Source organism: Streptomyces sp. ISL-12 (assembly GCF_018614415.1).
Classification (GTDB): domain Bacteria; phylum Actinomycetota; class Actinomycetes; order Streptomycetales; family Streptomycetaceae; genus Streptomyces.
In genome coordinates this window covers 76,476-101,074 of record NZ_JAGGOO010000109.1, presented here as the reverse complement: position 1 = coordinate 101,074, position 24,599 = coordinate 76,476, and the positions used below count along the sequence as shown (strand labels likewise).

Annotated in this window: 16 protein-coding genes and 1 pseudogene; 11 read left to right on the top strand and 6 right to left on the bottom strand. The window is 70.5% G+C overall.

What is annotated here, in order from left to right:
* Positions 1-288 (bottom strand): annotated as a pseudogene (locus J7I94_RS27630) (NERD domain-containing protein); the annotation flags it as partial.
* Between the two features lie 475 nt (positions 289-763).
* Between J7I94_RS27630 and J7I94_RS39050 the strand changes: the two are divergent.
* The 9 genes from J7I94_RS39050 to J7I94_RS27595 all read left to right on the top strand — a co-directional run bounded on the left by J7I94_RS39050 (position 764) and on the right by J7I94_RS27595 (position 13,279).
* The gene (locus J7I94_RS39050; RefSeq protein ID WP_215171202.1) at positions 764-1,600 is read left to right on the top strand and encodes a vWA domain-containing protein; all 837 of its coding nucleotides are present in this window, start codon (positions 764-766) and stop codon (positions 1,598-1,600) included.
* Positions 1,601-1,617: 17 nt separating this feature from the next.
* Positions 1,618-2,445 carry a protein phosphatase 2C domain-containing protein gene (locus tag J7I94_RS27620; protein WP_308114721.1) on the top strand — a complete coding sequence of 276 codons (828 nt, stop codon included), beginning with the start codon at positions 1,618-1,620 and terminating at the stop codon, positions 2,443-2,445.
* 2 nt (positions 2,446-2,447) lie between these two features.
* Positions 2,448-4,634: a hypothetical protein gene (locus tag J7I94_RS27615; protein ID WP_251075828.1), complete on the top strand. Its 2,187-nt coding sequence runs from the start codon at positions 2,448-2,450 to the stop codon at positions 4,632-4,634.
* Positions 4,635-4,770: 136 nt separating this feature from the next.
* Positions 4,771-6,435: a TIGR02677 family protein gene (locus J7I94_RS27610; protein ID WP_215171195.1), complete on the top strand. Its 1,665-nt coding sequence runs from the start codon at positions 4,771-4,773 to the stop codon at positions 6,433-6,435.
* Positions 6,432-7,685 carry a TIGR02678 family protein gene (locus J7I94_RS27605; RefSeq protein ID WP_215171193.1) on the top strand — a complete coding sequence of 418 codons (1,254 nt, stop codon included), beginning with the start codon at positions 6,432-6,434 and terminating at the stop codon, positions 7,683-7,685. Before J7I94_RS27610 ends, J7I94_RS27605 begins: the two co-directional genes overlap by 4 nt.
* Before the next feature lie 8 nt (positions 7,686-7,693).
* Positions 7,694-9,409: a TIGR02680 family protein gene (locus tag J7I94_RS38660; RefSeq protein ID WP_308114720.1), complete on the top strand. Its 1,716-nt coding sequence runs from the start codon at positions 7,694-7,696 to the stop codon at positions 9,407-9,409.
* A gap of 81 nt (positions 9,410-9,490) precedes the next feature.
* Positions 9,491-10,960 carry a hypothetical protein gene (locus J7I94_RS38655; protein ID WP_251075827.1) on the top strand — a complete coding sequence of 490 codons (1,470 nt, stop codon included), beginning with the start codon at positions 9,491-9,493 and terminating at the stop codon, positions 10,958-10,960.
* Complete coding sequence (locus J7I94_RS38650) at positions 10,950-11,933, top strand: SbcC/MukB-like Walker B domain-containing protein (protein WP_251075826.1); 984 nt, start codon at positions 10,950-10,952, stop codon at positions 11,931-11,933. Before J7I94_RS38655 ends, J7I94_RS38650 begins: the two co-directional genes overlap by 11 nt.
* A complete protein-coding gene (locus J7I94_RS27595; protein WP_308114719.1) occupies positions 11,924-13,279 on the top strand; it encodes a TIGR02679 family protein in 1,356 nt (451 codons plus the stop codon). The genes J7I94_RS38650 and J7I94_RS27595 overlap by 10 nt, the downstream gene beginning before the upstream one ends.
* 220 nt (positions 13,280-13,499) lie before the next feature.
* Here the strand turns inward: J7I94_RS27595 and J7I94_RS27590 are convergent, their stop codons facing one another.
* Together J7I94_RS27590 and J7I94_RS27585 are read right to left on the bottom strand one after the other, a co-directional pair.
* A complete protein-coding gene (locus J7I94_RS27590; protein WP_215171191.1) occupies positions 13,500-15,029 on the bottom strand; it encodes a UDP-N-acetylglucosamine 1-carboxyvinyltransferase in 1,530 nt (509 codons plus the stop codon).
* 87 nt (positions 15,030-15,116) lie between these two features.
* Entirely contained in the window at positions 15,117-15,317 is a 201-nt protein-coding gene (locus tag J7I94_RS27585) for a DUF4236 domain-containing protein (protein WP_215171189.1), read from the bottom strand.
* 314 nt (positions 15,318-15,631) lie between these two features.
* On the opposite strand from J7I94_RS27585, the gene acnA reads away from it, so the two are divergent.
* Both acnA and J7I94_RS27575 read left to right on the top strand, forming a co-directional pair.
* The gene (gene acnA / locus J7I94_RS27580) at positions 15,632-18,361 is read left to right on the top strand and encodes an aconitate hydratase AcnA (protein ID WP_308114718.1); all 2,730 of its coding nucleotides are present in this window, start codon (positions 15,632-15,634) and stop codon (positions 18,359-18,361) included.
* Positions 18,362-18,623: 262 nt separating this feature from the next.
* Positions 18,624-18,821: a DUF397 domain-containing protein gene (locus J7I94_RS27575; protein WP_215171186.1), complete on the top strand. Its 198-nt coding sequence runs from the start codon at positions 18,624-18,626 to the stop codon at positions 18,819-18,821.
* A 264-nt stretch (positions 18,822-19,085) separates the two neighbouring features.
* Here J7I94_RS27575 and J7I94_RS27570 read toward each other — a convergent pair whose 3' ends face one another.
* From J7I94_RS27570 to J7I94_RS27560, 3 genes are all read right to left on the bottom strand, one after another.
* Positions 19,086-19,517: a hypothetical protein gene (locus J7I94_RS27570; RefSeq protein ID WP_215171184.1), complete on the bottom strand. Its 432-nt coding sequence runs from the start codon at positions 19,515-19,517 to the stop codon at positions 19,086-19,088.
* A gap of 42 nt (positions 19,518-19,559) precedes the next feature.
* On the bottom strand, positions 19,560-20,420 hold the full coding sequence (locus J7I94_RS27565) for a helix-turn-helix transcriptional regulator (RefSeq protein WP_215171182.1): 861 nt from the start codon (positions 20,418-20,420) through the stop codon (positions 19,560-19,562).
* Positions 20,421-20,644: 224 nt separating this feature from the next.
* Positions 20,645-24,451: a GH92 family glycosyl hydrolase gene (locus J7I94_RS27560; protein WP_215171180.1), complete on the bottom strand. Its 3,807-nt coding sequence runs from the start codon at positions 24,449-24,451 to the stop codon at positions 20,645-20,647.
* Between the last annotated feature and the right edge of the window lie 148 nt (positions 24,452-24,599).

The following is a 24,599-nucleotide window of genomic DNA, read 5'->3' as shown; positions in this document are numbered from 1 at the left end:
GGGGGTGCCGTGCGGGCGGCGGTGCCCGCCGGGGATGGTCCGGACCCAGGTGCCGTTCTCGCCGGTGACGGAGCCGTGTCAGCCCTTGAGCTCGATCATGTAGACGCCGCCGGGAGCGACGACGAGGAGGTCGACCTCGCGGACGTGACCGGTGTGGGCGGTAAAGGTGAAGTTGGACCAGGCCCGCCAGGGATCGGCGTCCGGCAGCTTCTCCCGGATGGCTTCCAGGCCACGGTGTTCATGGTCGAACTCGGACTCGGTGACGGTGGTCCACCGGCCTCCCCGTATGCGCCGTTCCCGCCTCTTGCAGTCCGACTCCAGTGGGCGTCCGCTCCTGGTCTCCCGGCCTTTCGCACCGTTCCCACCACGTCGCGGACCCGGTGAATCCTAGTCGTGGCCGCCGACAGCGGGTACGTCCCGGACAGCGGACCAGGAGACGAGGGGGGAGAGAGGACGCTCCGCCGCAAGCAGCCGGGCAGCGGACGCCCAACCGTGGGCTCCTCGTCCGCGAGTCGCAGCCGACGGTGAGGCCGCGGCCGACGAACATCCGCGCCCGGCCGGAACGCCAGGGAACCACTCCGAGGACGCGTGATCCCGTCGAGGCGTATTTTGACTACTTCGGCACCGGCTCCGAAGCGTTCGACCTACGATGTGACCGGGGGGATCTCGGAGTCCCGGCGTGCGCGCCGACAGCCGGAACTCGGCGTGCCGTGTGAGCTCCTCCGCATGACCGAGACCCTCAGCAGCCAGCCAGGAGCGCCACGTGCCGTACACGGCCGAGATCAGCCGCAGCAATCCGACGAGCATCATCTTCCTCGTCGATCAGTCGACCTCCATGAGCGACCCCATCGGCGGGGAGGTCCCCCAGCAGAAGGCGGATGTCGTCGCCGACGCCATCAACCGCCTCCTGACGGAACTATCGGTCAAGTGCGCCAAGGAAGAAGGCGTACGGGACTACTTCCACATCGCCGTTATCGGATACGGCGCCACGGTGGGATCGGCGTTCGCGGGATCGCTCGCCGGCCGTGACATCGTCCCGCTCAGTGAGGTGGCGGACAACCCGGCCCGCGTCGACGAGCGAAGCAAGAAGGTGCCCGATGGCGCCGGCGGCCTGGTGGAGACCGTGGTCAACTTCCCGCTGTGGATGGACCCGGTCGCCCATGGGGGGACCCCGATGAACCGGGCCCTCCAGTACGCCGAGAACCTCGTCGCCGGCTGGACGGAGCGCTGTCCGGCCGGCTTCCCGCCCATCGTCATCAACCTGACGGACGGCGAGTCGACCGACGGGGACCCCACCGCCGCCGCCGAGGCCATCACCTCGCACGCCACCGCCGACGGAGCGGCGCTCCTGTTCAACCTGCACGTCTCCGCGGCGGGGGGAACCCCCACCGCCTTCCCCGACACCGCCGACGGACTTCCCGACGCCTACGCCCGCACTCTCTTCTCCATGTCGAGCCCGCTGCCCAGCCACATGCGCTCGTACGCCGCCTCCCAGGGCCAGCGGGTCAGCGAGACGACCCGCGGCTTCGTCTACAACGCGGACATCACCACGGTCGTGCAGTTCCTCGACATCGGCACCCGAGCCACCGAACTGCGGTGACGACTCCGCTCTCCTGCGTGTACGTCACGCACCTCGTGGCCCCGAAGCACGGAAGTACCGAAGGCGAGTGCGAGGACGCGGTCGCCGTGCTCCCCAGCCGCTCACACGACGACATGCTGCTCGAACCCGTCACAGCGGGCGTCTGTGACGGTGCGACGGAAAGTGCTCTGGCAAAGGACTGGGCCCGGCTGCTGTCCCGCGCGGCGGCCGAAAGCGCTCTGCAGCGACCGGACTTCCTGGCCGGCGGAACCGCTTATGAGGAGTTCGCATCGTCGGCGGTGGCTCAGTGGGATCCCTGGTTGGCACAGTACACACAGGTGCGCACCGCGGAGGGGCGGCCGCTGAAGTGGTACGAACACACCAAGCTGGCCGAAGGCGCCTACGCGACGCTGCTCACGGTGCGGGTCGATCCGGACTCCGGTGTCGAGCATGAAGCAGGTGAACCGACGTGGCGGTGGCGGGCTGCAGCCCTGGGGGACAGCTGCCTCTTCCACCTGCGGGACGACCGGCTGGTACAGGCGTTCCCGGTGCAGGCCGTCGAGGAGTTCGGCACCACCCCTGACCTCTTCGGCAGCCGCAATCACGACGCGGCGCTGTTGGCTTGCCGTACGCGGTTCGCCGAAGGCCGGTGCGCGCCCGGCGACCGGCTGCTCCTCATGACCGACGCCCTGGCCGCGTGGTTCCTGTCGGCCCCGGATCAGGAGGCAGCGCTGCGCGAGCTACTGGAGTTCGCCGGGCCCGACGACCTGGACGGGTTCAAGGCGTGGCTGAACGGCCTGCGGGGCGGCGGACGACTGCGCAACGACGACGTGGCGGTCGTACGGATCGACTTCGAAGGACGGTGAACATGGGCTCGGCCACCGGTCCGCAGAGGCAGTTCCCCAGTGGCGGCGACTACGCGGAGGCACTGCAGCACACGCACCTGTGCTTCCGGCATCCCGAGCTGAAAGGCGCCCGGCCGGAACTGACCAAGCTCGGTCTGCCCCGCGCCATCTCCGGCGCCTTCGCCAGCGTGTTCCCGCTGACCTCCGCCACGTCGGGTCAGCGGTACGCGGTCAAATGCTTCACCCGCCATGTTCCCGATCAGGAACGCCGTTACCAGGCCATCAGCTCCCGGCTTGCCCAACTGGACCCGGCCGGACTCTCCCAACCGTGGGCTCTCGGCTTCGAATACCTGCCCGATGCGATCAGCGTCGGGCAGGAGCGCTATCCGGTCCTGAAGATGGAGTGGTGCGAGGCCGTCACCCTGTCCTCCTGGCTCGACGACAACCACGCCGACCGGTTCGCCGTCGGTCGGCTGGCCGACCGGTTCGAGGCACTTACCCGAGACCTCACGGAGCATCAGATAGCTCACGGTGACCTCCAGCACGGCAACCTGCTCGTCGCGAGTGACGACACCCTGCGCCTGGTCGACTACGACGGCATGTACGTGCCCGCACTGGCCGGTCTGGCCGGTACCGAGCGGGGACACCGCAACTACCAGTCGCCTCTGCGGGGGAACGACGACTTCGGTGACAACCTTGACCGCTTCTCCGCGTGGGTCATCTTCCTGTCGCTCAAGGCGATCGCCGTCGACCCCGCCCTCTGGAACCGGCTGCACGAGCCGAAAGGCGAGTTCCTGCTGCTCACCGAGCAGGACTTCAAGAGTCCGAGCGGTTCCACCGGTCTGCAGACGCTACTGTCCCACCCCGACCGGATGGTGAGCGGCCTCGCCGACCAGGTGAGGTCGCTGGCCTCTCAGCCTCTGGACGTGCTCCCTCCGCTCGCCGGGACGGTCCCTGGGCAGCGCACCGCCGCGATGGGGGCCACGCGAACGGCCGTTTCCGGCGCGGGCACTGCCCCCGCCCCCGCTGCGGGCGGACTGCCCGGCTGGATGGCAGGACACGTCCCTGAGCCGGCCCCGTCGCCACCGACCCGGCCCACTCCCACCCCACCGGACGGCTTCCGCGTCCGGACGCCACTGGACGTAGTCACGGCCGTGCTCTGGCCTCTTGTGTTGGCCGCGACGGCCTTGATCGTCGTCGCGGGACTCTCGGCGCCGTTGATCGGGCCGGGTGTGCCCGTTGCCGCCGCCGTCGTGTTCACCGCGTTTGCCCGGAGCCGCCGCGTGGAGCGGGCACAGTCGCGGGCCGTTCTGGCCCAGCTGACGAACGAACTCGCCCGGCTCGGGGACCCGGTCAAGAAAGCCGAGGAGTTGCGCAAGGACCGGGCGAAGTTCGACGCGGCCGAGACGGAGCGGATCGCCGCCCACCCGCGCGCGCAGGACAAGCTCACAGCCAAGTACCACGCCGAGTTGAAGAGGGCCGAGAAGCGCAAGGCCGGCAAACAGCGCGACCTCGACAAGAAGATCGACGGCCTCGCGGAGGAACTGCGCAGGACCTTGGGCAAGGCACTCGCAGACAAACAGTCCGCATACGTGCGGGACCAGCTCAGCCGTCGGCTGATCGCCCAGTCGCCGCCGCACGGCATCGGGCCGACGCTCGCCGCTCGTCTCGCGGCAGCGGGCATCAGGACGGCAGCCGACTTCAAGGGCTACCGGTCCGTGCAGAACACCAACTACAACAGCACCGGCGCCGTACTCGTGCTGAACAACGGCCGGATGGTCGATGTCCACGGCATCGGCGAGGCCAAAGCCATCGCTCTCGACGTCTGGCGCAAGAGTCTGGTCGCATCCGCCGAAGCCCGGCAGCCGACCGCGCTCAGCGCGTCGGAGCGGCAGTCGGTCGAGCAGGGCATCGACCGCCGTCGGTCCCAGCTCACCACCCAGCGCAAGGCTGTGGACTCCGAGACCGATGCCTTGCGTGCGAAGGCACGAAAGGAACTTGAGGACGGTCAGGAACGGCTCAGCCGGGACAACAGGCGCGCGGGTGACCGGGCTCGGCAGCAACGGCAGGAATTCAGTCGGCGGGCGGTCGAACTCCAGCAGAACAGCGCGCTCCACGGAACGCTGAGTGCCTCCATCGAGGCCACCAAGCTCAGGCAGCGCGGGCTCTCGTACGCGCATTACCTACGGTTCCTCTACGTCGGTCACTGAGGTCGCGTCCCACCAGCGGGAGGCTAGGCACAGCCGAACCGGGCGGCGCCCCCGTTGGGCGCCCACAGGCCTGTCACCAGCAGAAATCAGACATCCCGCACAGTCGCCGGCACCGGTCCGGAACAATGGGTCGACGATGACCTCAGAGATCTCCCAGACTGCCGAATCCGTCGACTACACCCCGTTCGCCCACCTCACCGCCCCCAACGCCCCCCTCTACCGCCAGGTCATGCGTGCGTTCCTCACCGCCAAGGAGCGGTTCGCGGTGCATCTGCGGCCGGAGGACGTGTACGCCGCCCTGGACGCGGGGAGCCGGCCCGCCGACCCGGACGCGGGGAGCCGGCCCGCCGACCCGGACGCGGTGACGCAGGCGCTGGACAAGCTCGTGGAGTGGGGCAACCTGCGGGCCGACCCCGACCACGCGCGGGTGACGGCGGTCGAGGACTTCTACCGCAGGCGGTTCATCTACCAGCTCACCCGGGCCGGTGAGGCGGCCGAGGCAGCGCTGGGGACGTACGACGAGGTGCTGGGGCGGCGCGGCGAACTCCAGGCGGTCGCGCTGCACGACATCGTCACGCAGGTGCGGGCGCTCCTGGTGATCGCTGCGGAGGAAGAGCCCGACCCGGCCAAGGCCTACGTCGCCCTGTCCGTGCTGACGGCGCGGTTCACCGACCTCGCCGACAACGCCCGCGCCTTCATGGGCTCGCTCCAGCGCACCATCGACCTGCACGACATCGAGGTCGAGGCGTTCCTCGCCTACAAGGACCGGTTGATCCAGTACCTGGAGCGGTTCATCCAGGACCTCATCACCCTCGGTGGGCGGATCGCCCTGCTCATCGGGGAGCTGGAGGAGCAGGACCGGGTCGGTCCGCTGCTGCGGCTCGCCGCCGCCCGCGAGGCCGCCGACGCCACTCCGGAGGACGCCGGGCAGGCGGAGGCGGTGGCGTACGAACGGTGGGTGGCGCGGTGGTTCGGGCTGGCCGAGTGGTTCGTGTCCGGGGAGGGGCGGGAGTCGCAGGCCAGGCTCCTGCGCGGGCGAGCGCTCGGCTCGATTCCGCAGCTCCTGGCCGTCGTACGGCAGCTCAACGAGCGGCGGGCCGGACGCTCGGACCGCTCAGCCGACTTCCGCACCCTCGCGCGCTGGTTCGCCCAGGCCCCGGACGACGCGGCACGGCACCGGCTGTGGCGCGTGGCGTTCGGACTCCACTCCTCCCGGCACCTCAGCGTCGACGCCGAGACCCTCGCCGAACGGACGGCCGCTCCTGAGCCGGCCTCTACCCCGTGGAGCGAGGCGCGGCCCCTCAGGATCAGCCCTCAGCTGCGCCGTACCGGCAGTTATGAGCGGCGCGGCAGGCCGCGCCGGGTGGCCGACCGGGGAGAGGCGAAGCGTCGGCTCGCCGAGATCGCAGCCCGGCAGACGGAGGAGACCAGGCGGGCGCGGGACCGTCTGGTGACGGACGGACCGGTGCGGCTGTCCCGGCTCGGCGCACTCGACCCGCATGCCTTCCAGTTGTTCCTGCGGCTGCTCGGCGACGCGCTCGCCACCTGGCGGCCCGGCACCATCACCACAGTCGCCACCAGCGGGGACGGTTCGATGGAGATCCGATTGACCGCCCTCGACGACGGATCGACAGCCGAAGTGCGCACTCCCGACGGTGTGTTCCTCGGCCCCGATCACCTGATCGACATCGTCGACCTCACGGTGGGGCACGGTGACCGCGCCGCCGCACCTCCATCGGAGCCCGTTCCCCTCCCCGCCCCGCGACAGGACACCGCTGCCCGACTCACGGAGGACCTATGAGCGGCCCCCTGGCCGAGGTCCTGGACGGCCAGCGGCAGGCCGACCTCCAGAAGGCCGCACGCGCCCTGCTGAAGAACCCGCTGCTCACTGCCGACGGACCGTACGCGGACGAGTTCAAGCTGGTGCGCAGGCACACCGCCGAGCTGCGGGAGTGGTTCGAACGCAACGTCGGCTGGACGCTGCGTACGGACGCCGACGCCGCACGGCTGCGCAAGACGCCGGGCACCCTCACCGACGCCACACACCCGGCGCGCGAGGCCGCCCGCAGCGCCCTGCCCTTCACCCGCCGCCGCTACGTCCTGCTCTGCCTGGCCCTGGCCGCGCTGGAACGGGGCGAGTCGCAGGTGGCGCTCGGACGCCTCGCCGAACAGGTCGTCCTGGCCGCCGCCGATCCTGAACTCGTCGCCGCCGGAATCACGTTCACCCTGGAGCGGCGCGACGAGCGCCTCGACCTCGCGGCCGTCGTACGCCTGCTGCTGCGGCTCGGCGTGCTGCGGCGGGTCGCCGGCGACGAGGACGCCTACGGCAGCGGATCGGGCGACGTGCTGTACGACGTGCGGCGGCGCGTGCTGGCCGGGATGTCCGCGTCCCTGCGAGGTCCCTCCATGGTCGAGGCCGAGAGTTTCGAGGAGCGCCTGGTGGAGATGACCGCGTCGACCGTGCTCGACAGCGACGAGCTCAGGTTCCGGGCGATCCGCTGGAAACTGACCCGCATCCTGCTGGACGACCCGGTGCTGTACTACGACGACCTGACCGACGACGAACTGGCCTACCTCACCCGGCAGCGCGGCTTCATCACCGCCCGCATCAACGAGCTGACGGGACTCGTCCCGGAGGCCCGGGCCGAGGGCATAGCCATGGTCGACCCGATGGACGACCTCACGGACGCGCGCATGCCGGAACAGGGCACCCACGGTCACATCACCCTGCTGCTGGCGGGACACCTGGCCCGGGCGGACGGGCCCGTCCGCCCGGCGGAACTGGCGTTCCGCGTACGGGAACTGGCCGCGGATCACGGCGGGTTCTGGTCCAAGGCGGCGAGGGAACCGGGAGCGGAGCCCGAACTCGTCGAGCAGGCGCTGGCCAGGCTGGTGGCGCTGGGACTCGCCGAGCGCACCGAAGGGGGCGTCGCACCGCGGCCGGCCCTCGCGCGGTACGCGGTCGGCGAACCCGTGGTCAGGGAATCCGGACGCGCCCGCCGGTCCGCCACGACGGAACAACCCGTGCGGCCCGTACAGGACGAAAGGTGAACCGCCCCGTGACCGCGCTCCCCGGACCCGAGTCGCCCGGTCCCGTGCTGCCCGCTCCCGCGCCGGGCCGGTGGCGGCCCCTGCGCATCGGACTCGTCGATCTCTTCCACTACGACGTCGAGGAGTTCTGGTTCCGCGACGGCCGGCTGCTGTTGCGCGGCAACAACGGCACCGGCAAGTCGAAGGTGCTCGCCCTCACCCTGCCGTTCCTCCTGGACGGCGACCTCTCCGCCCGCCGCGTCGAACCCGACGGAGACCCGGGCAAGCGCATGGAGTGGAACCTCCTCCTGGGCGGCGCGCACCCGCACCCCGAACGGCTCGGATACACCTGGATCGAGTTCGGACGACTCGACGGCAGCACGGGTGAGGCGCACTTCCGCACGCTGCTGTGCGGACTCAAGGCGGTCGCCGGACGTGGCATCGCCCGCCACTGGTTCGCGGTCACCGGCCAGCGGGTCGGCGCCGGCCTCGACCTGCTGGACGCGACCGGGACGGCACTGTCCCGGGACCGGCTCGCCGAGGCCGTCGGCGCCCACGGCATGGTGTACGACACGGCGAAGGCATACCGCAGGGCAGTCGACGAAGCCCTGTTCGGGCTGGGGGAGCGGCGCTACGGCGCCCTCGTCGACCTCCTGATCCAGCTGCGCCAGCCCCAGCTGTCCAAACGCCCCAGCGAGGCCGCCCTGTCCCGGGCACTGACCGAGGCACTCCCGCCGATGGACCAGGCGGTCGTCGCCGACGCGGCGGAGGCATTCCGGTCGCTGGACGAGGAGAAGGAGGAACTGCGGGCGGCCCGCGAGGCCGAACAGGCGTCCACGGCGTTCCTCGGCCACTACCGCCGCTACGCCCGCCTCGCCTCCCGGCGCCGCGCCCGACTGCCCCGCCGCGAACACGCCCGGTACGAGAACCTGCAACGGGAACTCGCCAGGGCACAGGCGGACCGAGACCGGGCCTCGGCGGAACGCGAGGAGGCCGCGGCGAGGGGTGCCGCCCTCGACGAGCGGGCCGCACGGCTGGCCGCCCAGGACGCCACGCTGCGGTCCCGGCCCGAGATGCTCGACGCCCGCGCGCTCGACCGGGCGGCGGACGACGCCTCCCGCACGGCAGCAGACCTGAAACGGGCGGAGGCGGACCGGCGTACGGCGGCGGAGGCACACACCCGGGCCGTGGGCCGGCTCGCCACCGCGGACAACCGGCTCACAGCAGCCCGGGAGGCGTTGGAAAGGATCAGGGACCGGGTGGCCGAGAGCGCAGTGGCCGCCCGGCTCGAGCGGCCCAGGACGGAGGGAGCCCCCGACGCGGTTCTGCGCCGGGAGGCGGACGAGGCGACCGCGAGCAGGCAGCGCGCCGTCGGGCACGTGGCGGAGCTCGTCACGTTGGCCGAGCAGGCCGAGGAACGGCACCGTGCCGCTCGGCTGCGCGTCGACGAGGCCGACGAGGAGGTCGTGCACGGGGAGGAGCGACTGGCCGAGGCGGAGGAGGACGTCGCCCGGGAGGGGCAGGCGCTGGTCACGGCCGTGCGGGAGCGTCTTTCCGGGTGTGTGGAGCTGCGGGTGCCCGGGCTGCCCGTGCTCCTGGACGCCGTACAGGACTGGTCGAGTTCTCTGGACGGCCCGATGCCGGCCCGTACGGCGGCGAGCGAGGCGCATCGCGCCGCCGCCTCCCGGCTGGCCGACCGGGCGGCCGGACTGGCCCACCGCGAGGCGGCGACGGCGGAACGGTAGCGACTGGCGGTGGAGGAACTGACCGCCCTCGAATCAGGCGGGGAGCGCGGCCTTGCGGCTCCCCCCACGCGCACACCTGGCGTGCGGGACCGGGGCCCCGGCGCCCCGCTGTGGCGGCTCGTCGACTTCCACCCACACGTCACCGGGGCCGACCGCGCGGGACTGGAAGCCGCGCTGCAGGCGTCGGGGCTCCTCGACGCCTGGGTGCGGCCGGACGGCTCCGCAGTCGCGGCGGACGGACACGACGTACTGCTCGATCCGGTCGGGTTGCTCGGCGGGACCGGCCTCGACCGCGCGCTGTGCCCGGCCGTCGACCCTGCGGACGCGGGGGCCGCCGCCGTGGGGGAGGAGACGGTCGCACGCCTGCTCGCCTCGATCGGGCTGGTCGCGGGCGACGGCGACGGGTCCGGCGAGGCGTCCTGGGAGGCCGGCGGCCACGGCACCTGGGTCTGCGCGGACGGGCGCTTCCGCGTCGGGGCGCTCACCGGGAGCTGGGCCACGGACAGCGCCCAGTACGTGGGGGAAGGTGCGCGGGAGCAGGCACGCCGCGTCCGCATCCGGGAACTGCGCGCCGAGATCGACGGTCTGACGGCGGAGCGGGAACGACTGGCCGAGGAGACCCGCGCCGTGGCCGAGCGCCGTGCCACGCTGGACGCCGAACTCGCTGTGCTGCCCGGCGACGACGGCTTGCGGCACGCCCACGCACGCGTCACCGCCGCGGCCGAAGCGGTCCGTCGGGCCCGAGCTCGGCGGGACGAACGTGCCGCGGAACTGGCTCCGGCGGCGGAGCGGGCCGATCGTGCGGCGGCCGAACTCACCGACACCGCGGCGGCCCTGAACCTCCCCGCCGACCACACGGCACTGGGCGCCGTGCGCCAGGCGCTCGCCGACCACACCGCCCTTCTGGCGGCCCTGTGGCCGGCACTGCGCGAACGCGCGGAGGCCGAGCGCGCGGTGACCGGTGAGCGGGAGGAGACCGGCCGGGCCCAACTCCTCGTGTCGGAACTCGCGGAGCGCGCCACACAGGCGGCTCGGTCGGCCGCGGCTGCGGACGAACACCTCACGACGCTCCGCTCCACCGTCGGAGCGGCCGTCGCCGAGCTGCAGAGGCAACTGGAGGAGACGGCCGAGGCGGCGCGGGTCTGCGAGCACGAGCAGCGGCAGGCCCGGGCGGAGTACGGTGACGCCGACCGGCGGGCCAGCCGCGCCGAGGGACGCATCGAGCGGCTCGCCGAAGATGTCACCGAGGCGACCGCCGCGCGGGGAGGAAGCGGTCGCGGCGCTCCAGCGGTTCGCCGCAACGGGGCTGCTCGCCGTCGCGCTGCCCGACATCGATGTACCGGACGACGGCGGAGGGACGTGGGCGGCGACCCCCGCCATCGCCCTCGCGCGGGCGGTGGAGTCCCGGCTCTCCGCGATCGACGACACCGACGCGGCCTGGGAGCGCGTGCAGAAGCGGCTGAGCGAGGAGTTCAGCAGGCTCCAGGACGCCCTGTCACGGCATGGCCACACCGCCACCGCCCGCCCGAGCGAGGACGGCATGCGGGTTGACATCGTCTACCAGGGCCGGGAACGGGCCGTGCCAGAACTCGCCGAGGCACTGGCTGTGGAAGTCGCGGAACTGACCCGCATTCTGTCCGCACGCGAACGTGAGATCCTCCAGACCCATCTGATCACCGAGGTCGCCGGGACGCTCCAGGAGCTGATCGGGGCGGCCGAACGACAGGTGGCCGCCATGAACGCAGAACTGGAAGAGCGTCCGACCTCCACGGGCATGAAGCTGCGGCTGGTGTGGAGAGCGTCCCGCCGGGCGCCACAGGGACTGGCCCAGGCCCGCGAACGGCTGCGTCAGTCCGCTGACGCGTGGTCGCCCGAGGACCGGGCTGCGGTAGGCGCGTTCCTGCAGGAGCAGATCGCCCACCGTCAGGCCGACGACAGCGCCGGCAGCTGGCTGGAGGACCTCACCGCCGCCCTCGACTACCGGTCCTGGTACGAGTTCGGCGTCGAACGCCACCAGCACGGCAAGTGGGTCCCGGCCTCCGGTCCCGCCTCGGGCGGGGAGCGGGTGCTGGCCGCGTCCGTGCCCCTGTTCGCAGCCGCGTCCTCGCACTACGCGAGCGCGAGCGGCGCGCACGGCCCGCGCCTGGTCACCCTGGACGAGGCGTTCGCCGGCGTCGACGACGACTCACGCGCCAAGTGCCTCGGCCTGCTGCGCGCATTCGACCTCGACGTCGTCATGACCAGTGAACGTGAATGGGCCTGCTACCCCCAGGTGCCGGGCATCGCTATCGCCCAGCTCACCCGCGTCGACGACATCGACGCCGTACTGGTGACACGGTGGGAATGGGACGGCAGCGAACGGCGGCGCGGCACGGAGCCTGATGCCCGGGCGGACACGTTAGCGGCAACTGCCGTTGCTGGGGACTCCGGCGAGTGGCCCGACGGGCCTGTGAGCCCATCCCGTGGGCCAGGGCGGACCGCCGTGGTCGACAGTGCCGGCGGACAGGGGGCCCTGTGGACGTGAACCAGGCGACGACCTCGCCTGACCGCGACGGAGGCCGGGCGGCGTCCGGACGTACGACACCGCCGGACGTGACCGCGGGCGCGGTGCCGATGGGGCCTGCACCGGCAGAAGCCCGGACCGACGTCGACACCGAGCGCCTCGGACGCCTGCTCGGCGATCCCGGCCTCACCTGGTTCGTGGACCGCGTGCGGCAGCGGATGGCACGCGGCCGGCCGCTCACCGGCTCTGTCACCTTGTCCGCCCCCGAGGAATCCCAACGCCGCGCCGCCGAGCGGCTCCTGGGACGGGCACCACGAACCAGCGGCTCCCTCGGCATCCGCCTCGACACCGTGGATGAGATCCTGCGTCGCTCCGGTGTCAGCCCCGGCGGACTGGCGGCGGCCGTCGTCGCCCTCGCCGGCCCGGTCGTACTCCACGCCGAGACGCGGAACAGAGAGGAACAAGCCTGGGAGGAGGCGTACGCCCCGCTCGGCATCCTCGACGCGGAGCTGGCCCACTGGGCCGAACGGATCCGCGGTGACGGTCTCGTACGACGCCTCGCCCGCACACCGGAGGCGGCGGTCCCCTTGGTGGAGGCCGCCGTGCGCGCGTTGCGTGCACTGCCCGCGTCACCCCCGACGTCGCGGGCGACGTTCGCGGCACGGAATCTCTCGGGCGCCCATGCTCTGGACGAGGGAACGCCGCTCGCCACTCTCGTCCTGTCCGGCATCCGTTGCCTGACCGGCTTCCCCGACGGCTCCGGGGCGCAGTGGCGGCGGGAGGCATGGGCCTCGGCGGGCCTGCTCAAGGACGACTTGTCATCGACCGTCCTCACCCTCAACCTGCGCGGTACCCCAGCTCTCGCCTGGATGGCCGACGCTGGGGAGCCGACGGTGCTGACGCTCCGCTCCCTCACCGGCCGCGCACCGGTTGCCCCTGGCCTGGCGGGAACCGTTCACATCTGCGAGAACCCCGCGGTACTGTCCGCTGCCGCCGACACCCTCGGCCGGGAGTGCCCGCCCATGGTGTGCATCCAGGGGCAACCGTCGGCTGCCGCGCTCACGTTGCTGCGCGACCAGTCTTCGCGGGGAGCCCGCCTTCTCTGTCACGGCGATTTCGACTGGGGCGGGGTGCGCATCGCCACAGCACTGGCGCGAAGCGTCCCCTGGCGGCCGTGGCGCTACACGGCGGCGGAATACCGAGCAGCAGCGACCGCAGTGGTCGGAGCCCCGAATCTGACGGGCCTGCCCGCTGCCACCCCCTGGGACCCGGCCCTGGCCGTCGCTCTCGCCGAGTGCGGCGTCCGGGTCGAGGAGGAAATGGTGCTGAACGACTTGCTCACGGACCTCGGCACGGGGTCCCGCTGACGCCTGTCTCGGGGCCGCGGCGGGCGCAAAGTCCTACGAGTACCGACTCACTCCCTCGTCATGCGCATCTTTCCGACGACGCGTCGTGTGGAGTGTGTGCCTCGAAAGCCTTCACGCCCGGCCAAAAGTCCCAGAGAACTCCCAGAGGCGCCTGCACACCCCTCCTGTCTCACATTCGTGCAGCTCAGGAGGGGCGCAGTGGTGGTTTCTCTGAGAAGCTTCAGATATCCCGGAAAATCTCGATCTGCGCCCCGATCGAGTTCAACCGCTCCGCCAGATCCTCGTAACCCCGGTTGATGACATACACGTTCCGCAGCACCGACGTCCCCTCCGCCGCCATCATCGCCAGCAGGACGACCACCGCCGGGCGCAGGGCCGGCGGGCACATCATCTCGGCGGCGCGCCAGCGGGTCGGGCCCTCTACCAGGACACGGTGGGGGTCGAGGAGTTGGAGGCGACCGCCCAACCGGTTCAGGTCCGTCAGGTAGATCGCGCGGTTGTCGTAGACCCAGTCGTGGATGAGGGTCTTGCCCTGGGCGGAGGCGGCGATCGCCGCGAAGAACGGGACGTTGTCGATGTTCAGGCCCGGGAAGGGCATGGGGTGGATCTTGTCGATCGGCGCCTCCAGTTTGGAGGGGCGGACCGTGAGGTCGACCAGGCGGGTGCGGCCGTTGTCGGCGAAGTACTCCGGGGTGCGGTCGTGGTCGAGGCCCATCTCCTCCAGGACCGCCAGCTCGATCTCCAGGAACTCGATGGGGACGCGACGGACCGTCAGTTCCGATTCCGTGACGACCGCCGCGGCCAGCAGGCTCATCGCCTCGACCGGGTCCTCGGAGGGGGAGTAGTCGACGTCCGCGTCGATGACCGGCACGCCGTGCACGGTCAGAGTCGTGGTGCCGATGCCCTCGACCCGCACGCCCAGCGCCTCCAGGAAGAAGCAGAGGTCCTGGACCATGTAGTTGGAGGAGGCGTTGCGGATGACGGTGACGCCGTCGTGGCGGGCGGCGGCCAGCAGGGCGTTCTCCGTGACCGTGTCGCCGCGTTCGGTCAGGACGATGGGGCGGCCGGGGCGGACGCCGCGGTCGACCACCGCGTGGTACTGGCCCTCCGTGGCGGCGACGTCCAGGCCGAAGCGGCGCAGCGCGATCATGTGCGGCTCGATGGTGCGGGTGCCGAGGTCGCAGCCGCCGGCGTAGGGCAGCTTGAAGCGGTCCATACGGTGCAGCAGCGGGCCCAGGAACATGATGATGGAGCGGGTGCGCACCGCCGCCTCGGCGTCGATGGCGTCCATGTCGAACTCCGCCGGCGGCACGATCTCCAGGTCCACGCCGTCGTTGATCCAGCGGGTGCGCACGCCGATGGAGTTCAGCACCTCCAGGAGGCGGTAGACCTCCTCGATGCGCGCGACCCGGCGCAGTACCGTGCGCCCCTTGTTGAGCAGCGAGCCGCACAGCAGCGCCACGCACGCGTTCTTGCTCGTCTTGACGTCGATGGCGCCCGAGAGGCGCCGGCCGCCGACCACCCGCAGGTGCATCGGTCCCGCGTAGCCCAGAGAGACGATCTCACTGTCCAGCGCCTCGCCGATCCGGGCGATCATCTCAAGGCTGATGTTCTGGTTGCCGCGTTCGATCCGGTTGACCGCGCTCTGACTGGTGCCGAGCGCCTCCGCGAGCTGTGACTGCGTCCAGCCGCGGTGCTGCCGGGCGTCACGGATGAGCTTGCCGATGCGTACGAGGTAGTCGTCTGCCATGAGGTTGAGGCTATCTCAGATATGAGATGGCGCCTCTTGGGGGGTCTGTTCGAGTGACGAACAGGAGGCCGAAGAGGTGACGGCCGGTCAGCGGCGCCCGGTGGTGCGGGTGCGGCGCCAGCCGAACGGCCCGGGCAGATCCATCGACGTCGTACGGCGTCCCGTGCTGCTGCGGGTGTGGCGCGGGCCGTTCTTGCCGCCGCCGGTGGTGATGGACCAGGACCGCTTGTTGATGTTCAGGCGCACTCCGGGAAGTATCCGGAAACTCTTGCGGAACGTGAGGGGCATCGTGCCTCCTTCCGAGTCGTGCCGGGGTACCCCGGCACAAGTCGGATACCCCCGCTCGGCGTACTGATGGCCCTGGGGGTCACCCGGGCAGGGGTGGGTGTGGGGCGCACGCCACACCGGGTCCGGGCATGACCGTTCCGCCCCCATGTACTAGAGTTATCTCGACATCGAGATATCTGCCGAGGCGTACTGCGGTCGCCGCCCCGGATCCGCTCCAGTAAGGGTTACCTAACTTAGCCTGACCTCAGCGGGTTCGCCAAGGCGGCGTGGCGGCAGGATGCGGTGGTACGCGCACATGAATGAAGGAGACTGTCGTGTCGGCGAACAGCTTCGACGCCCGCAGCACGCTGCAGGTGGGCGACGAGTCGTACGAGATCTTCCGGCTGGACAAGGTCGAGGGCTCCGCGCGCCTTCCCTACAGCCTGAAGGTGCTGCTGGAGAACCTGCTCCGCACCGAGGACGGCGCGAACATCACCGCCGACCACATCCGCGCCCTCGGCGGCTGGGACTCGCAGGCCCAGCCGTCCGAAGAGATCCAGTTCACGCCCGCCCGCGTGATCATGCAGGACTTCACCGGCGTGCCCTGTGTCGTGGACCTCGCCACCATGCGTGAGGCCGTCAAGGAGCTGGGCGGCGATCCGAACAAGATCAACCCGCTCTCCCCGGCCGAGATGGTCATCGACCACTCCGTCATCGCCGACAAGTTCGGCACCCCCGACGCCTTCAAGCAGAACGTCGACCTGGAGTACGGCCGCAACCGCGAGCGCTACCAGTTCCTGCGCTGGGGCCAGACCGCCTTCGACGACTTCAAGGTCGTCCCCCCGGGCACCGGCATCGTCCACCAGGTGAACATCGAGAAGCTCGCCCGCGTGGTGATGGTGCGCGACGGCAAGGCGTACCCGGACACGCTGGTCGGCACCGACTCGCACACCACCATGGTCAACGGCCTGGGCGTCCTCGGCTGGGGCGTCGGCGGCATCGAGGCCGAGGCCGCGATGCTCGGCCAGCCGGTCTCCATGCTCATCCCGCGCGTCGTCGGCTTCAAGCTGACCGGTGAGCTCAAGCCCGGCACCACCGCCACCGACCTGGTGCTCACCATCACCGAGATGCTGCGCAAGCACGGCGTCGTCGGCAAGTTCGTCGAGTTCTACGGCGAGGGTGTGGCGGCCACGAGCCTCGCCAACCGCGCCACCATCGGCAACATGTCCCCGGAGTTCGGCTCCACCGCCGCGATCTTCCCGATCGACGACGAGACCCTGAACTACCTGCGCCTGACCGGCCGCAGCGACCAGCAGGTCGCCCTGGTCGAGGCGTACGCCAAGGAGCAGGGCCTCTGGCTGGACCCGGCCGCCGAGCCCGACTTCTCCGAGAAGCTGGAGCTGGACCTCTCGACGGTCGTCCCGTCGATCGCCGGCCCGAAGCGCCCGCAGGACCGCATCGTCCTGGCGAACGCCGCCGAGCAGTTCAAGCAGGACGTCCGCAACTACGTCGACAGCGTGGACGAGGCGGGCCAGGAGTCCTTCCCGGCCTCCGACGCCCCCGCCGTCACCAACGGCGTGCCCTCCAACCCGGTCCAGGTGACCGCCCCCGACGGCACCACCTACGAGCTGGACCACGGTGCGGTGACGGTCGCGGCCATCACCTCCTGCACCAACACCTCCAACCCGTACGTCATGGTCGCCGCCGCGCTGGTCGCGAAGAAGGCCGTGGAGAAGGGCCTGACCCGCAAGCCGTGGGTCAAGACCACCCTCGCCCCGGGCTCCAAGGTCGTCACCGACTACTTCGACAAGGCGGGCCTGACCCCGTACCTCGACAAGGTCGGCTTCAACCTCGTCGGCTACGGCTGCACCACCTGCATCGGCAACTCCGGCCCGCTGCCGGAGGAGGTCTCCAAGGCGGTCAACGACCACGACCTCGCCGTCACCTCGGTCCTCTCCGGCAACCGGAACTTCGAGGGCCGCATCAACCCCGACGTCAAGATGAACTACCTGGCGTCCCCGCCGCTGGTCGTCGCCTACGCGATCGCCGGTTCCATGAAGGTGGACATCACCAAGGACGCCCTGGGCACCGACACCGACGGCAACCCGGTCTTCCTCAAGGACATCTGGCCGTCCGAGGCCGAGGTCGACCAGGTCGTGGCCGGCGCCATCGGCGAGGACATGTTCTCCAAGTCCTACAGCGACGTCTTCGCCGGTGACGCCCAGTGGCAGGCCCTGCCGATCCCCACCGGCAACACCTTCGAGTGGGACAGCGAGTCCACCTACGTCCGCAAGCCCCCGTACTTCGAGGGCATGACGATGGAGACCACCCCGGTCTCGGACATCTCCGGCGCCCGCGTCCTCGCCAAGCTCGGCGACTCGGTCACCACGGACCACATCTCGCCCGCCGGTGCCATCAAGGCGGACACCCCGGCCGGCAAGTACCTCACGGAGCACGGCGTCGAGCGCCGCGACTTCAACAGCTACGGCTCGCGCCGCGGCAACCACGAGGTCATGATCCGCGGCACGTTCGCCAACATCCGCCTGCGCAACCAGATCGCGCCGGGGACGGAAGGCGGCTACACCCGCGACTTCACCCGGTCCGCCGAAGGTGATGGAGGGGCCCCGGTGTCGTTCATCTACGACGCCTCGCGCAACTACATCGAGCAGGGCATCCCGCTGGTCGTCCTGGCCGGCAAGGAGTACGGCTCCGGCTCGTCGCGCGACTGGGCCGCCAAGGGCACCGCGCTGCTCGGCGTCAAGGCCGTCATCGCCGAGTCCTACGAGCGCATCCACCGCTCCAACCTCATCGGCATGGGCGTCCTGCCGCTCCAGTTCCCCGAGGGCCAGTCCGCCGACTCCCTCGGCCTGACCGGCGAGGAGACCTTCTCCTTCGCGGGCGTCGAGGAGCTGAACAACGGCACCACCCCGCGCACGGTGAAGGTCACCACCGACACCGGCGTCGAGTTCGACGCGGTCGTCCGCATCGACACCCCCGGCGAGGCGGACTACTACCGCAACGGCGGCATCATGCAGTACGTGCTGCGCAGCCTGATCCGCAAGTAAGCGGAAGGGCAAGGCGGTTGAGGGCCGTGGCCTCCGGTTTCCGGAGGCCACGGCCCGGCCTTCGTCACCGGCTGATTCCCGTATGGCCGAGGGTGACCGGCGTCACGTACGCTGGTTGTTCGGTCACTTCAGGTGATGGGCGGACGCGGCTGAGGATTCCGGGTGGGGGATTTCCGGGTACTCGCTGCGACAGTGCACACCCGTCCACTAACCTGGACGGGCACCTATCCAGGCATGTGGGGGAAGCAGGGGGGCTGGGGCAGTGCATAAGGGGAAACCCTTGTGGCGCAGGAGCAGCAGATGTGGCAATGAGAGCGAGTGCGTGGAGGTAGCCGTGCGCCAGGGCCGAGTGCTGACGCGCGACTCCAAGGCGCCCGCGCGTTCCTCGCTGCACTTCACCGCCTCCGCTTGGACACATTTCCTGCATGCCGTGGAACAAGGAGAGTTGGACGGTCCGTGACGTTCTTATCCAGCCATCGGCAGGCGGTAGGGGGCCATATGAATGCCGAGGCATCCGCGGTGCGGCGATCGGGCGGAAAGCGGAGAGCCGGCGTCCTCGTGGGCGGTGTCATCACGTTCACCGTGACCGCCGGGGCGCTCGCGACACTGGCTGCCGCCGTCGCGTCCATGCTTGTCGACAGCGTGCTCGCCAAGAGGATCCTGTGGGTGACCGTCGCCTTCGCCGTGGCGGTCGGCGCCGGGGTGTGGCGAGCGGGGAACGGGCCTACGACGTCCCCACCTGGTTCTGATCGCCCTCGTTACGATTCTCAGGCGGGTTCTGCGGAGTAGTCGGGCCGCCCCGCCCGGCATTCAGCTTGCGCTTCGCCCACCAGGCGAGTCCGGCGACGGCCGCGGTCGACGCCAAGGTGCCCAGCGTGGTGCCGATCTCGGACACGGGCAGCTTCAGGGCACGGGCCGCGTGCAGGACGACCGGCGCCATCTTGACCACGATGAAGAGCGCCACCAGCGCGATCGCGCCGATCAGCGCCGTCTGCTTGCGCTTGTCGCGCGCACGGGACGCCTCGATGGCTATGAGACGCTCCGTCTGACCCGGGTCCTGGATGGCCTGGGCCTTCAGCTCCTCGTCGTTCATGCTGGAGCCGAAGGCTATTCGCACCATGTCCAGGAGCGCCTCGACTGTCGACCTGGAGACCACGCCGGTCCTCCCCTGCCTCTGCCCGCCCTCAGTGCCGCGGTTCTAGCGGGCCTCGAGGTTCTGCCTGACGCGTTCGATCAGGTCGAGGGACGTGGTCTCGTCCAGTGCCCGTTCCATGATCGTCTGGAAGCACTCCTGGTACCGGGCCAGGAGTTCCAGGTCCTCGCCGCCGGTCATGCTGCCGGCGGCGTGCTCCAAGTACACGAGATCGTCGTCGTCGGGGAAGCGGAGCAGTACGAAGCTGCCCAGCGTGCTGTAGTGGGCCCCGGCCTCGAAGGGCAGCACGCGCACGGTCACGCCGTCGCGCCCGGCGAAGTCCAGGATCTGTCCCAACTGCTCGCCGAACACGGCCGGTCCGCCGATCTGCCGCCGCACCGCGGCCTCGTCCAGGACGAAGGTGGCCGCCGGCCGGCCGGTGCCGTCCAGCATGCGTTCCTGGCGCTCCATCCTCAAGTCCACCACGCGCCCTATCCGTTCGGCGGTCAGCCCGCGCTCGGCGAGCAGCGCCTCCGCGTACGCGCGGGTGTGCAGGTGTCCCGGTATCACGATCGGGTGGTACGTGTCGACGGCGTGCGCGGCGCCCTCGTAGCCGAGGTACTGGGCGAACTGCGGTGAGACGACGTCGTGGTAACGGGACCACCAGCTGGGGCCCTTGCTGCCCCGGGCCGCCTCCACCAGCTCGTTCACCGTGTCCGGCTCGGTGACGTCGTACAACGCCAGCAGGGCGCGCAGGTCGCTGACGGACACGCTCACCGTCCCGGTCTCCACCCGGATGAGCTTCGACTGCGACCACTCCACCCGCGCCGCGGCCTCACGCTGGCTGAGCCCGGCGCTCTCACGCGCCTTGCGCAGGGCGAGGCGCAGCTTGCGCCGGTTGAGACTGGGGTCCACAGGGGGTGTCATCGCCGCTCCTTCGACCGTGCACGTACCCTGGTAAATGGTAGCCATGCACAGAAAGTTCCTAGCATTACGCTCGAACCATTATGCACGCGGCTTTCTGCATAGAGCCGAAACCCGATCGGGCCGCGGAACGGCGCGGGTACGCAGGTCCTGGCACGTCCCGGCACGCGCTGCGGCCCGCCCGGTGACCGGGCGGGCCGCTGTGACGAGGGCGGTCGGGTTCGTGCTTACGCGAGCAGTTCGACCTCCGCCAGAGTCGACCCGCCCGTCGGCACCAGCCGGTACTTCGCGTACGTCCCCGGCGACTTCACCGAGAAGACCCGCGTCTGCCGGTCCCAGGCGAAGGACTCCCCGGACCGCTCGTCCAGGGTCTTCCACGTCGTTCCGTCGGCCGAGCCCTCCAGCTTCCAGCCGGTCGGAGCCGACGTGCGGTCCTTCGGGGACGTCAGCGTGTACTGGACCGCCTTCGTCCCCTCGGCGACCGGCAGGTCCACCGCCGAGGTCACCGCCGCCTCCGTCGCCGACGTGTCGTCGAACAGGGCGCCGTCGCCCGAGACGGCGTCCTCGCGCGGCGTCGGCACCTCGTCACCGGTCGTGATCGACACCGGCGCGGCGTTCTTGCCGGTGCCCCACGAGGACGGCCGCGACCCCATGTCGAACTCCAGGACGCCGCCCTTGGCGAGCACGGAGTGGGGCAGGGACGTGGAGTTCCAGGAACGCCCGTTGACCTTCAGTCCCCGCACGTAGACGTTCTTCGCGCTGTTCTTCGGGGCCTTGACCACCAGTTCGCGCCCGTTCTCCAGGTGCACGGTCGCCTTGGTGAACAGCGGGGAGCCGATGGCGTACTCGCCGCTGCCCATCACCAGCGGGTAGAAGCCGAGGGCGGAGAAGAGGAACCAGGCCGACTGCTCGCCGTTGTCCTCGTCGCCGTGGTAGCCCTGGCCGATCTCGCTGCCGGTGTAGAGGCGGGAGAGCACCTCGCGGACGTTCTTCTGCGTCTTGTACGGCTGCCCGGCCGCGTCGTACATGTACAGGGCGTGGTGGGCGACCTGGTTGGAGTGCCCGTACATGCCCATCCGGACGTCGCGCGCCTCGACCATCTCGTGGATGACCCCGCCGTAGGAGCCCTTCAGCTCCGGCGAGGCGGTCTCCGGGGTGGAGAGGTACTCGTCGAGCTTGTCGGCGAGGCCGGAGCGTCCGCCGTAGAGGTTGGCCAGGCCCCGGCTGTCCTGCGGGGCGGTGAAGGCGTAGCCCCAGCCGTTGGTCTCGGTGTAGTCGTAGCCCCACACGCGCGGGTCGTACTTCTCCGAGTCCACGCGCCACTTGCCCGAGGCGTCCTTGCCCTGGAAGAAGCCGGCCTGGCCGTCGAACAGGTTGACGTAGTCCTGGGCGCGGTTCAGGAAGTAGGCGGACTCCTCCTGGTAGCGCTTCTCGCCGGTCTCCTCGTAGAGCTTGGCGCCCATCCGTGAGATGCCGTAGTCGTTGAGGTAGCCCTCCAGCGCCCAGGACAGGCCCTCGTGCGTCTCGCTGGAGGTGTAGCCGAGGAAGGGGGAGGTCTCCATGCCCTTGCGGCCCACGCCCGAGGACGGCGGCACCACGGTGGCGTTCTTCAGCGCCGCCTCGTACGCCGCCTTCGCGTCGAAGTCGACGCCCTTGACGTACGCGTCGGCGAAGGCGACGTCGCTGGAGGTGCCGGTCATCAGGTCCGCGTAGCCGGGGGAGGACCAGCGCGAGGTCCAGCCGCCGTCCTTGTAGTGCTGCACGAACCCGTCGACCAGCTCACCGGCGTGCTTCGGGGTGAGGAAGGAGTACGCCGGCCAGGTCGTCCGGTACGTGTCCCAGAAGCCGTTGTTGACGTACACCTTGCCGTCGACGATCTTCGCGCCGGTGTGGGTCGGGGTGTCCGGCTCGGGCATCCGCTGGAACGGGGAGGCGTACTTGTACTCCCCGTCGACCTTCTCGAAGCCCGAGTTCGGGTACAGGTACAGCCGGTAGAGGCTGGAGTACAGCGTGGTCAGCTGGTCCCGCGTGGCGCCCTCGACCTCGACCTTGCCGAGGATCCGGTCCCACTGCGCGCGGGCGTCCCGCTTCACCTTCTCGAAGGAGGTGCGCGCGCCGATCTCCTGGCGCAGGTTGCCCTTCGCCTGGTCGACGCTGATGAGGGAGGTGGCCAGGCGCAGGGTGACCGTGCGGTCGTCGCCCGCGTCGAAGGTCAGGCTGCCCTTGACGCCGCTGGAGCCGCCGCCGGTGACCTTCTTGTCGAACTCGCCGTAGACGAACAGGCGGGTCGCGCCGGTCGACAGGTCGGACTTCACGTCCGAGTAGCCGGTGAAGGTGCCGTTGTCCTTGTCCAGGGTCAGGCCGGCCTGGTCGTTGACGTTGTCGAAGACGACGCTCGCGTCGTCACCGGGGTAGGTGAAGCGCATCATGGCCGCGTGGTCGGTCGGCGCCATCTCGGCCTTCAGGCCGTTCTCGAAGGTGACGCCGTAGTAGTACGGGCGCGCGGTCTCGTTCTCGTGCCGGAACGGCAGCGCGCGGGCCTCCCGGCCGGTGTCCGGGGTGCCGGACGCCGCCGACGGCATCACCTGGAACGTCTGCCGGTCACCCATCCACGGGCTCGGCTCGTGGCTCGCGCTGAACGCCTGCAGCGTCGGCAGGTTGTCCGCGTTGTTGCGGCGCGCGTAGTCGTACAGCCAGCTGGTGGAACCGGCGTCGGTCACCGGCGTCCAGAAGTTGAAGCCGTTCGGGACGGCCGTCGCGGGGAAGTTGTTGCCGCGCGAGAAGCTGCCGCTGGAGTTGGTGCCGCGGGTGGTCAGCGCGTAGTCGGAGAGGTGGGCCTCGGGTTTCTCGGGCTCGGCCCGCTCGATCGACACGTCGTCCAGCCAGCCCCGGAACTTCGCCGGGCCCTTGGGGGAGTCGTACGCCACCAGGATCCGGTCGACCGTCCTGCCGGCCGCGACCGACCCGATGCCCGACTCGACCGCGTTCCACTGGTTGACGTAGAGGATCTTCGCGTCGCCCTGTCCGCGCGGGGTGAGCGGGAAGCCGTGGGCGTCGGTGGCGCCGAGGTCGCTGAGGTAGGTGCCGTCGGTGAAGGCGAGGTCGACGGAGACGTTGGTGGCGTCGTAGTCGAGGTCGCCGTCGGCCATCGACGGGAAGATCTTGTAGGAGAGCTCGCTGCGCCGGTCGACCTTGACGTTCACGTCGAAGACCTTGTTGTACGAGTACGCCCGGCCGTCGGCCGTGTGCCGGCCGGCGTAGCGCAGGGCCCGCTTGCCGGTGAAGCCCGCGCCCGCCTTGGCCGTCGGGGAGCCGGTCGGGCCCTTGTCGACGAGGGAGAGCATGTCCTGGGGGGCGGGCACCTCGCTGCCGCCCGTGGACAGCTGCACGTCGGCCAGCTGGAGGGCGTCGCCCGCCCCGTTGTTCTTGGTGAACTCCAGCCGGAAGTGCTGGTATTCGGCCTTCTCGGCCAGGTCGTACGTCTTGGTCTGGAACCGCTCGGAGAAGGACTCGCCCGAGCGGGTGTCCAGCGTCGTCCACTGCTCGCCGTCGGCCGACCCCTTGAGCGTCCAGTCCACCGGATCGCGCTCGTCGTGGTCGTTGGCGGAGGTGAGCGCGTACCGGGTGATGCCGGCCGCCGCCTCCAGGTCGAACTCCACCCAGCCGGTGGGCGCGAAGGTCAGCCACTTGGTGGCGGGCTCGGTGTCGGTGAGGTTCTCCTTCACCTCGCCGCCGCCCGTGTTCTCCCCGCTGGCCCGCACGCCCGTGACGTCGCCGCTCACATTGCCGGGGATGCCGGTGCTGTACCCGCCGTCCACCCCCGCGGCGCGCTTCTCGCCGTCGGGGCCGGTGTCGACGGTGTTCAGCCAGTCCGGAGCCGGATCGTCCGCCTCGAACGAGGACGTGAACTCCCGGTCCGGGGCGGAGGCCGCCCGCGGCAGCGCGACCGCCGCGCCCTGCGAGCCCACCGCCAGTGCGAAAGCGGTCGTCACCACGACCGCCGGACCCCATCTGTGCCGAGTTCTGCGCTGCATCTCCCAGGACCCTCCCTGCACGCCGGACAACGTTGTCAAATCGTGTGCGCAGGGTCCAGTAGTGGGTCAAGTGGCAAGTGATGTCAAGGGTGTTGGTAGCGGCGTTCGGGGTTTATGTCGCGGATTTTTCCGGCAAGCTGCTCACAGG

Coding starts and splice junctions, on each gene's coding strand:
- J7I94_RS27615 (WP_251075828.1), top strand. CDS start 2,448: ATGGGCTCGGCCACCGGTCCGCAGAGGCAGTTCCCCAGTGGCGGCGAC.
- J7I94_RS27610 (WP_215171195.1), top strand. CDS start 4,771: ATGACCTCAGAGATCTCCCAGACTGCCGAATCCGTCGACTACACCCCG.
- J7I94_RS27605 (WP_215171193.1), top strand. CDS start 6,432: ATGAGCGGCCCCCTGGCCGAGGTCCTGGACGGCCAGCGGCAGGCCGAC.
- J7I94_RS38650 (WP_251075826.1), top strand. CDS start 10,950: ATGCGGGTTGACATCGTCTACCAGGGCCGGGAACGGGCCGTGCCAGAA.
- J7I94_RS27590 (WP_215171191.1), bottom strand. CDS start 15,029: ATGGCAGACGACTACCTCGTACGCATCGGCAAGCTCATCCGTGACGCC.
- J7I94_RS27585 (WP_215171189.1), bottom strand. CDS start 15,317: ATGCCCCTCACGTTCCGCAAGAGTTTCCGGATACTTCCCGGAGTGCGC.
- J7I94_RS27565 (WP_215171182.1), bottom strand. CDS start 20,420: ATGACACCCCCTGTGGACCCCAGTCTCAACCGGCGCAAGCTGCGCCTC.
- J7I94_RS27560 (WP_215171180.1), bottom strand. CDS start 24,451: ATGCAGCGCAGAACTCGGCACAGATGGGGTCCGGCGGTCGTGGTGACG.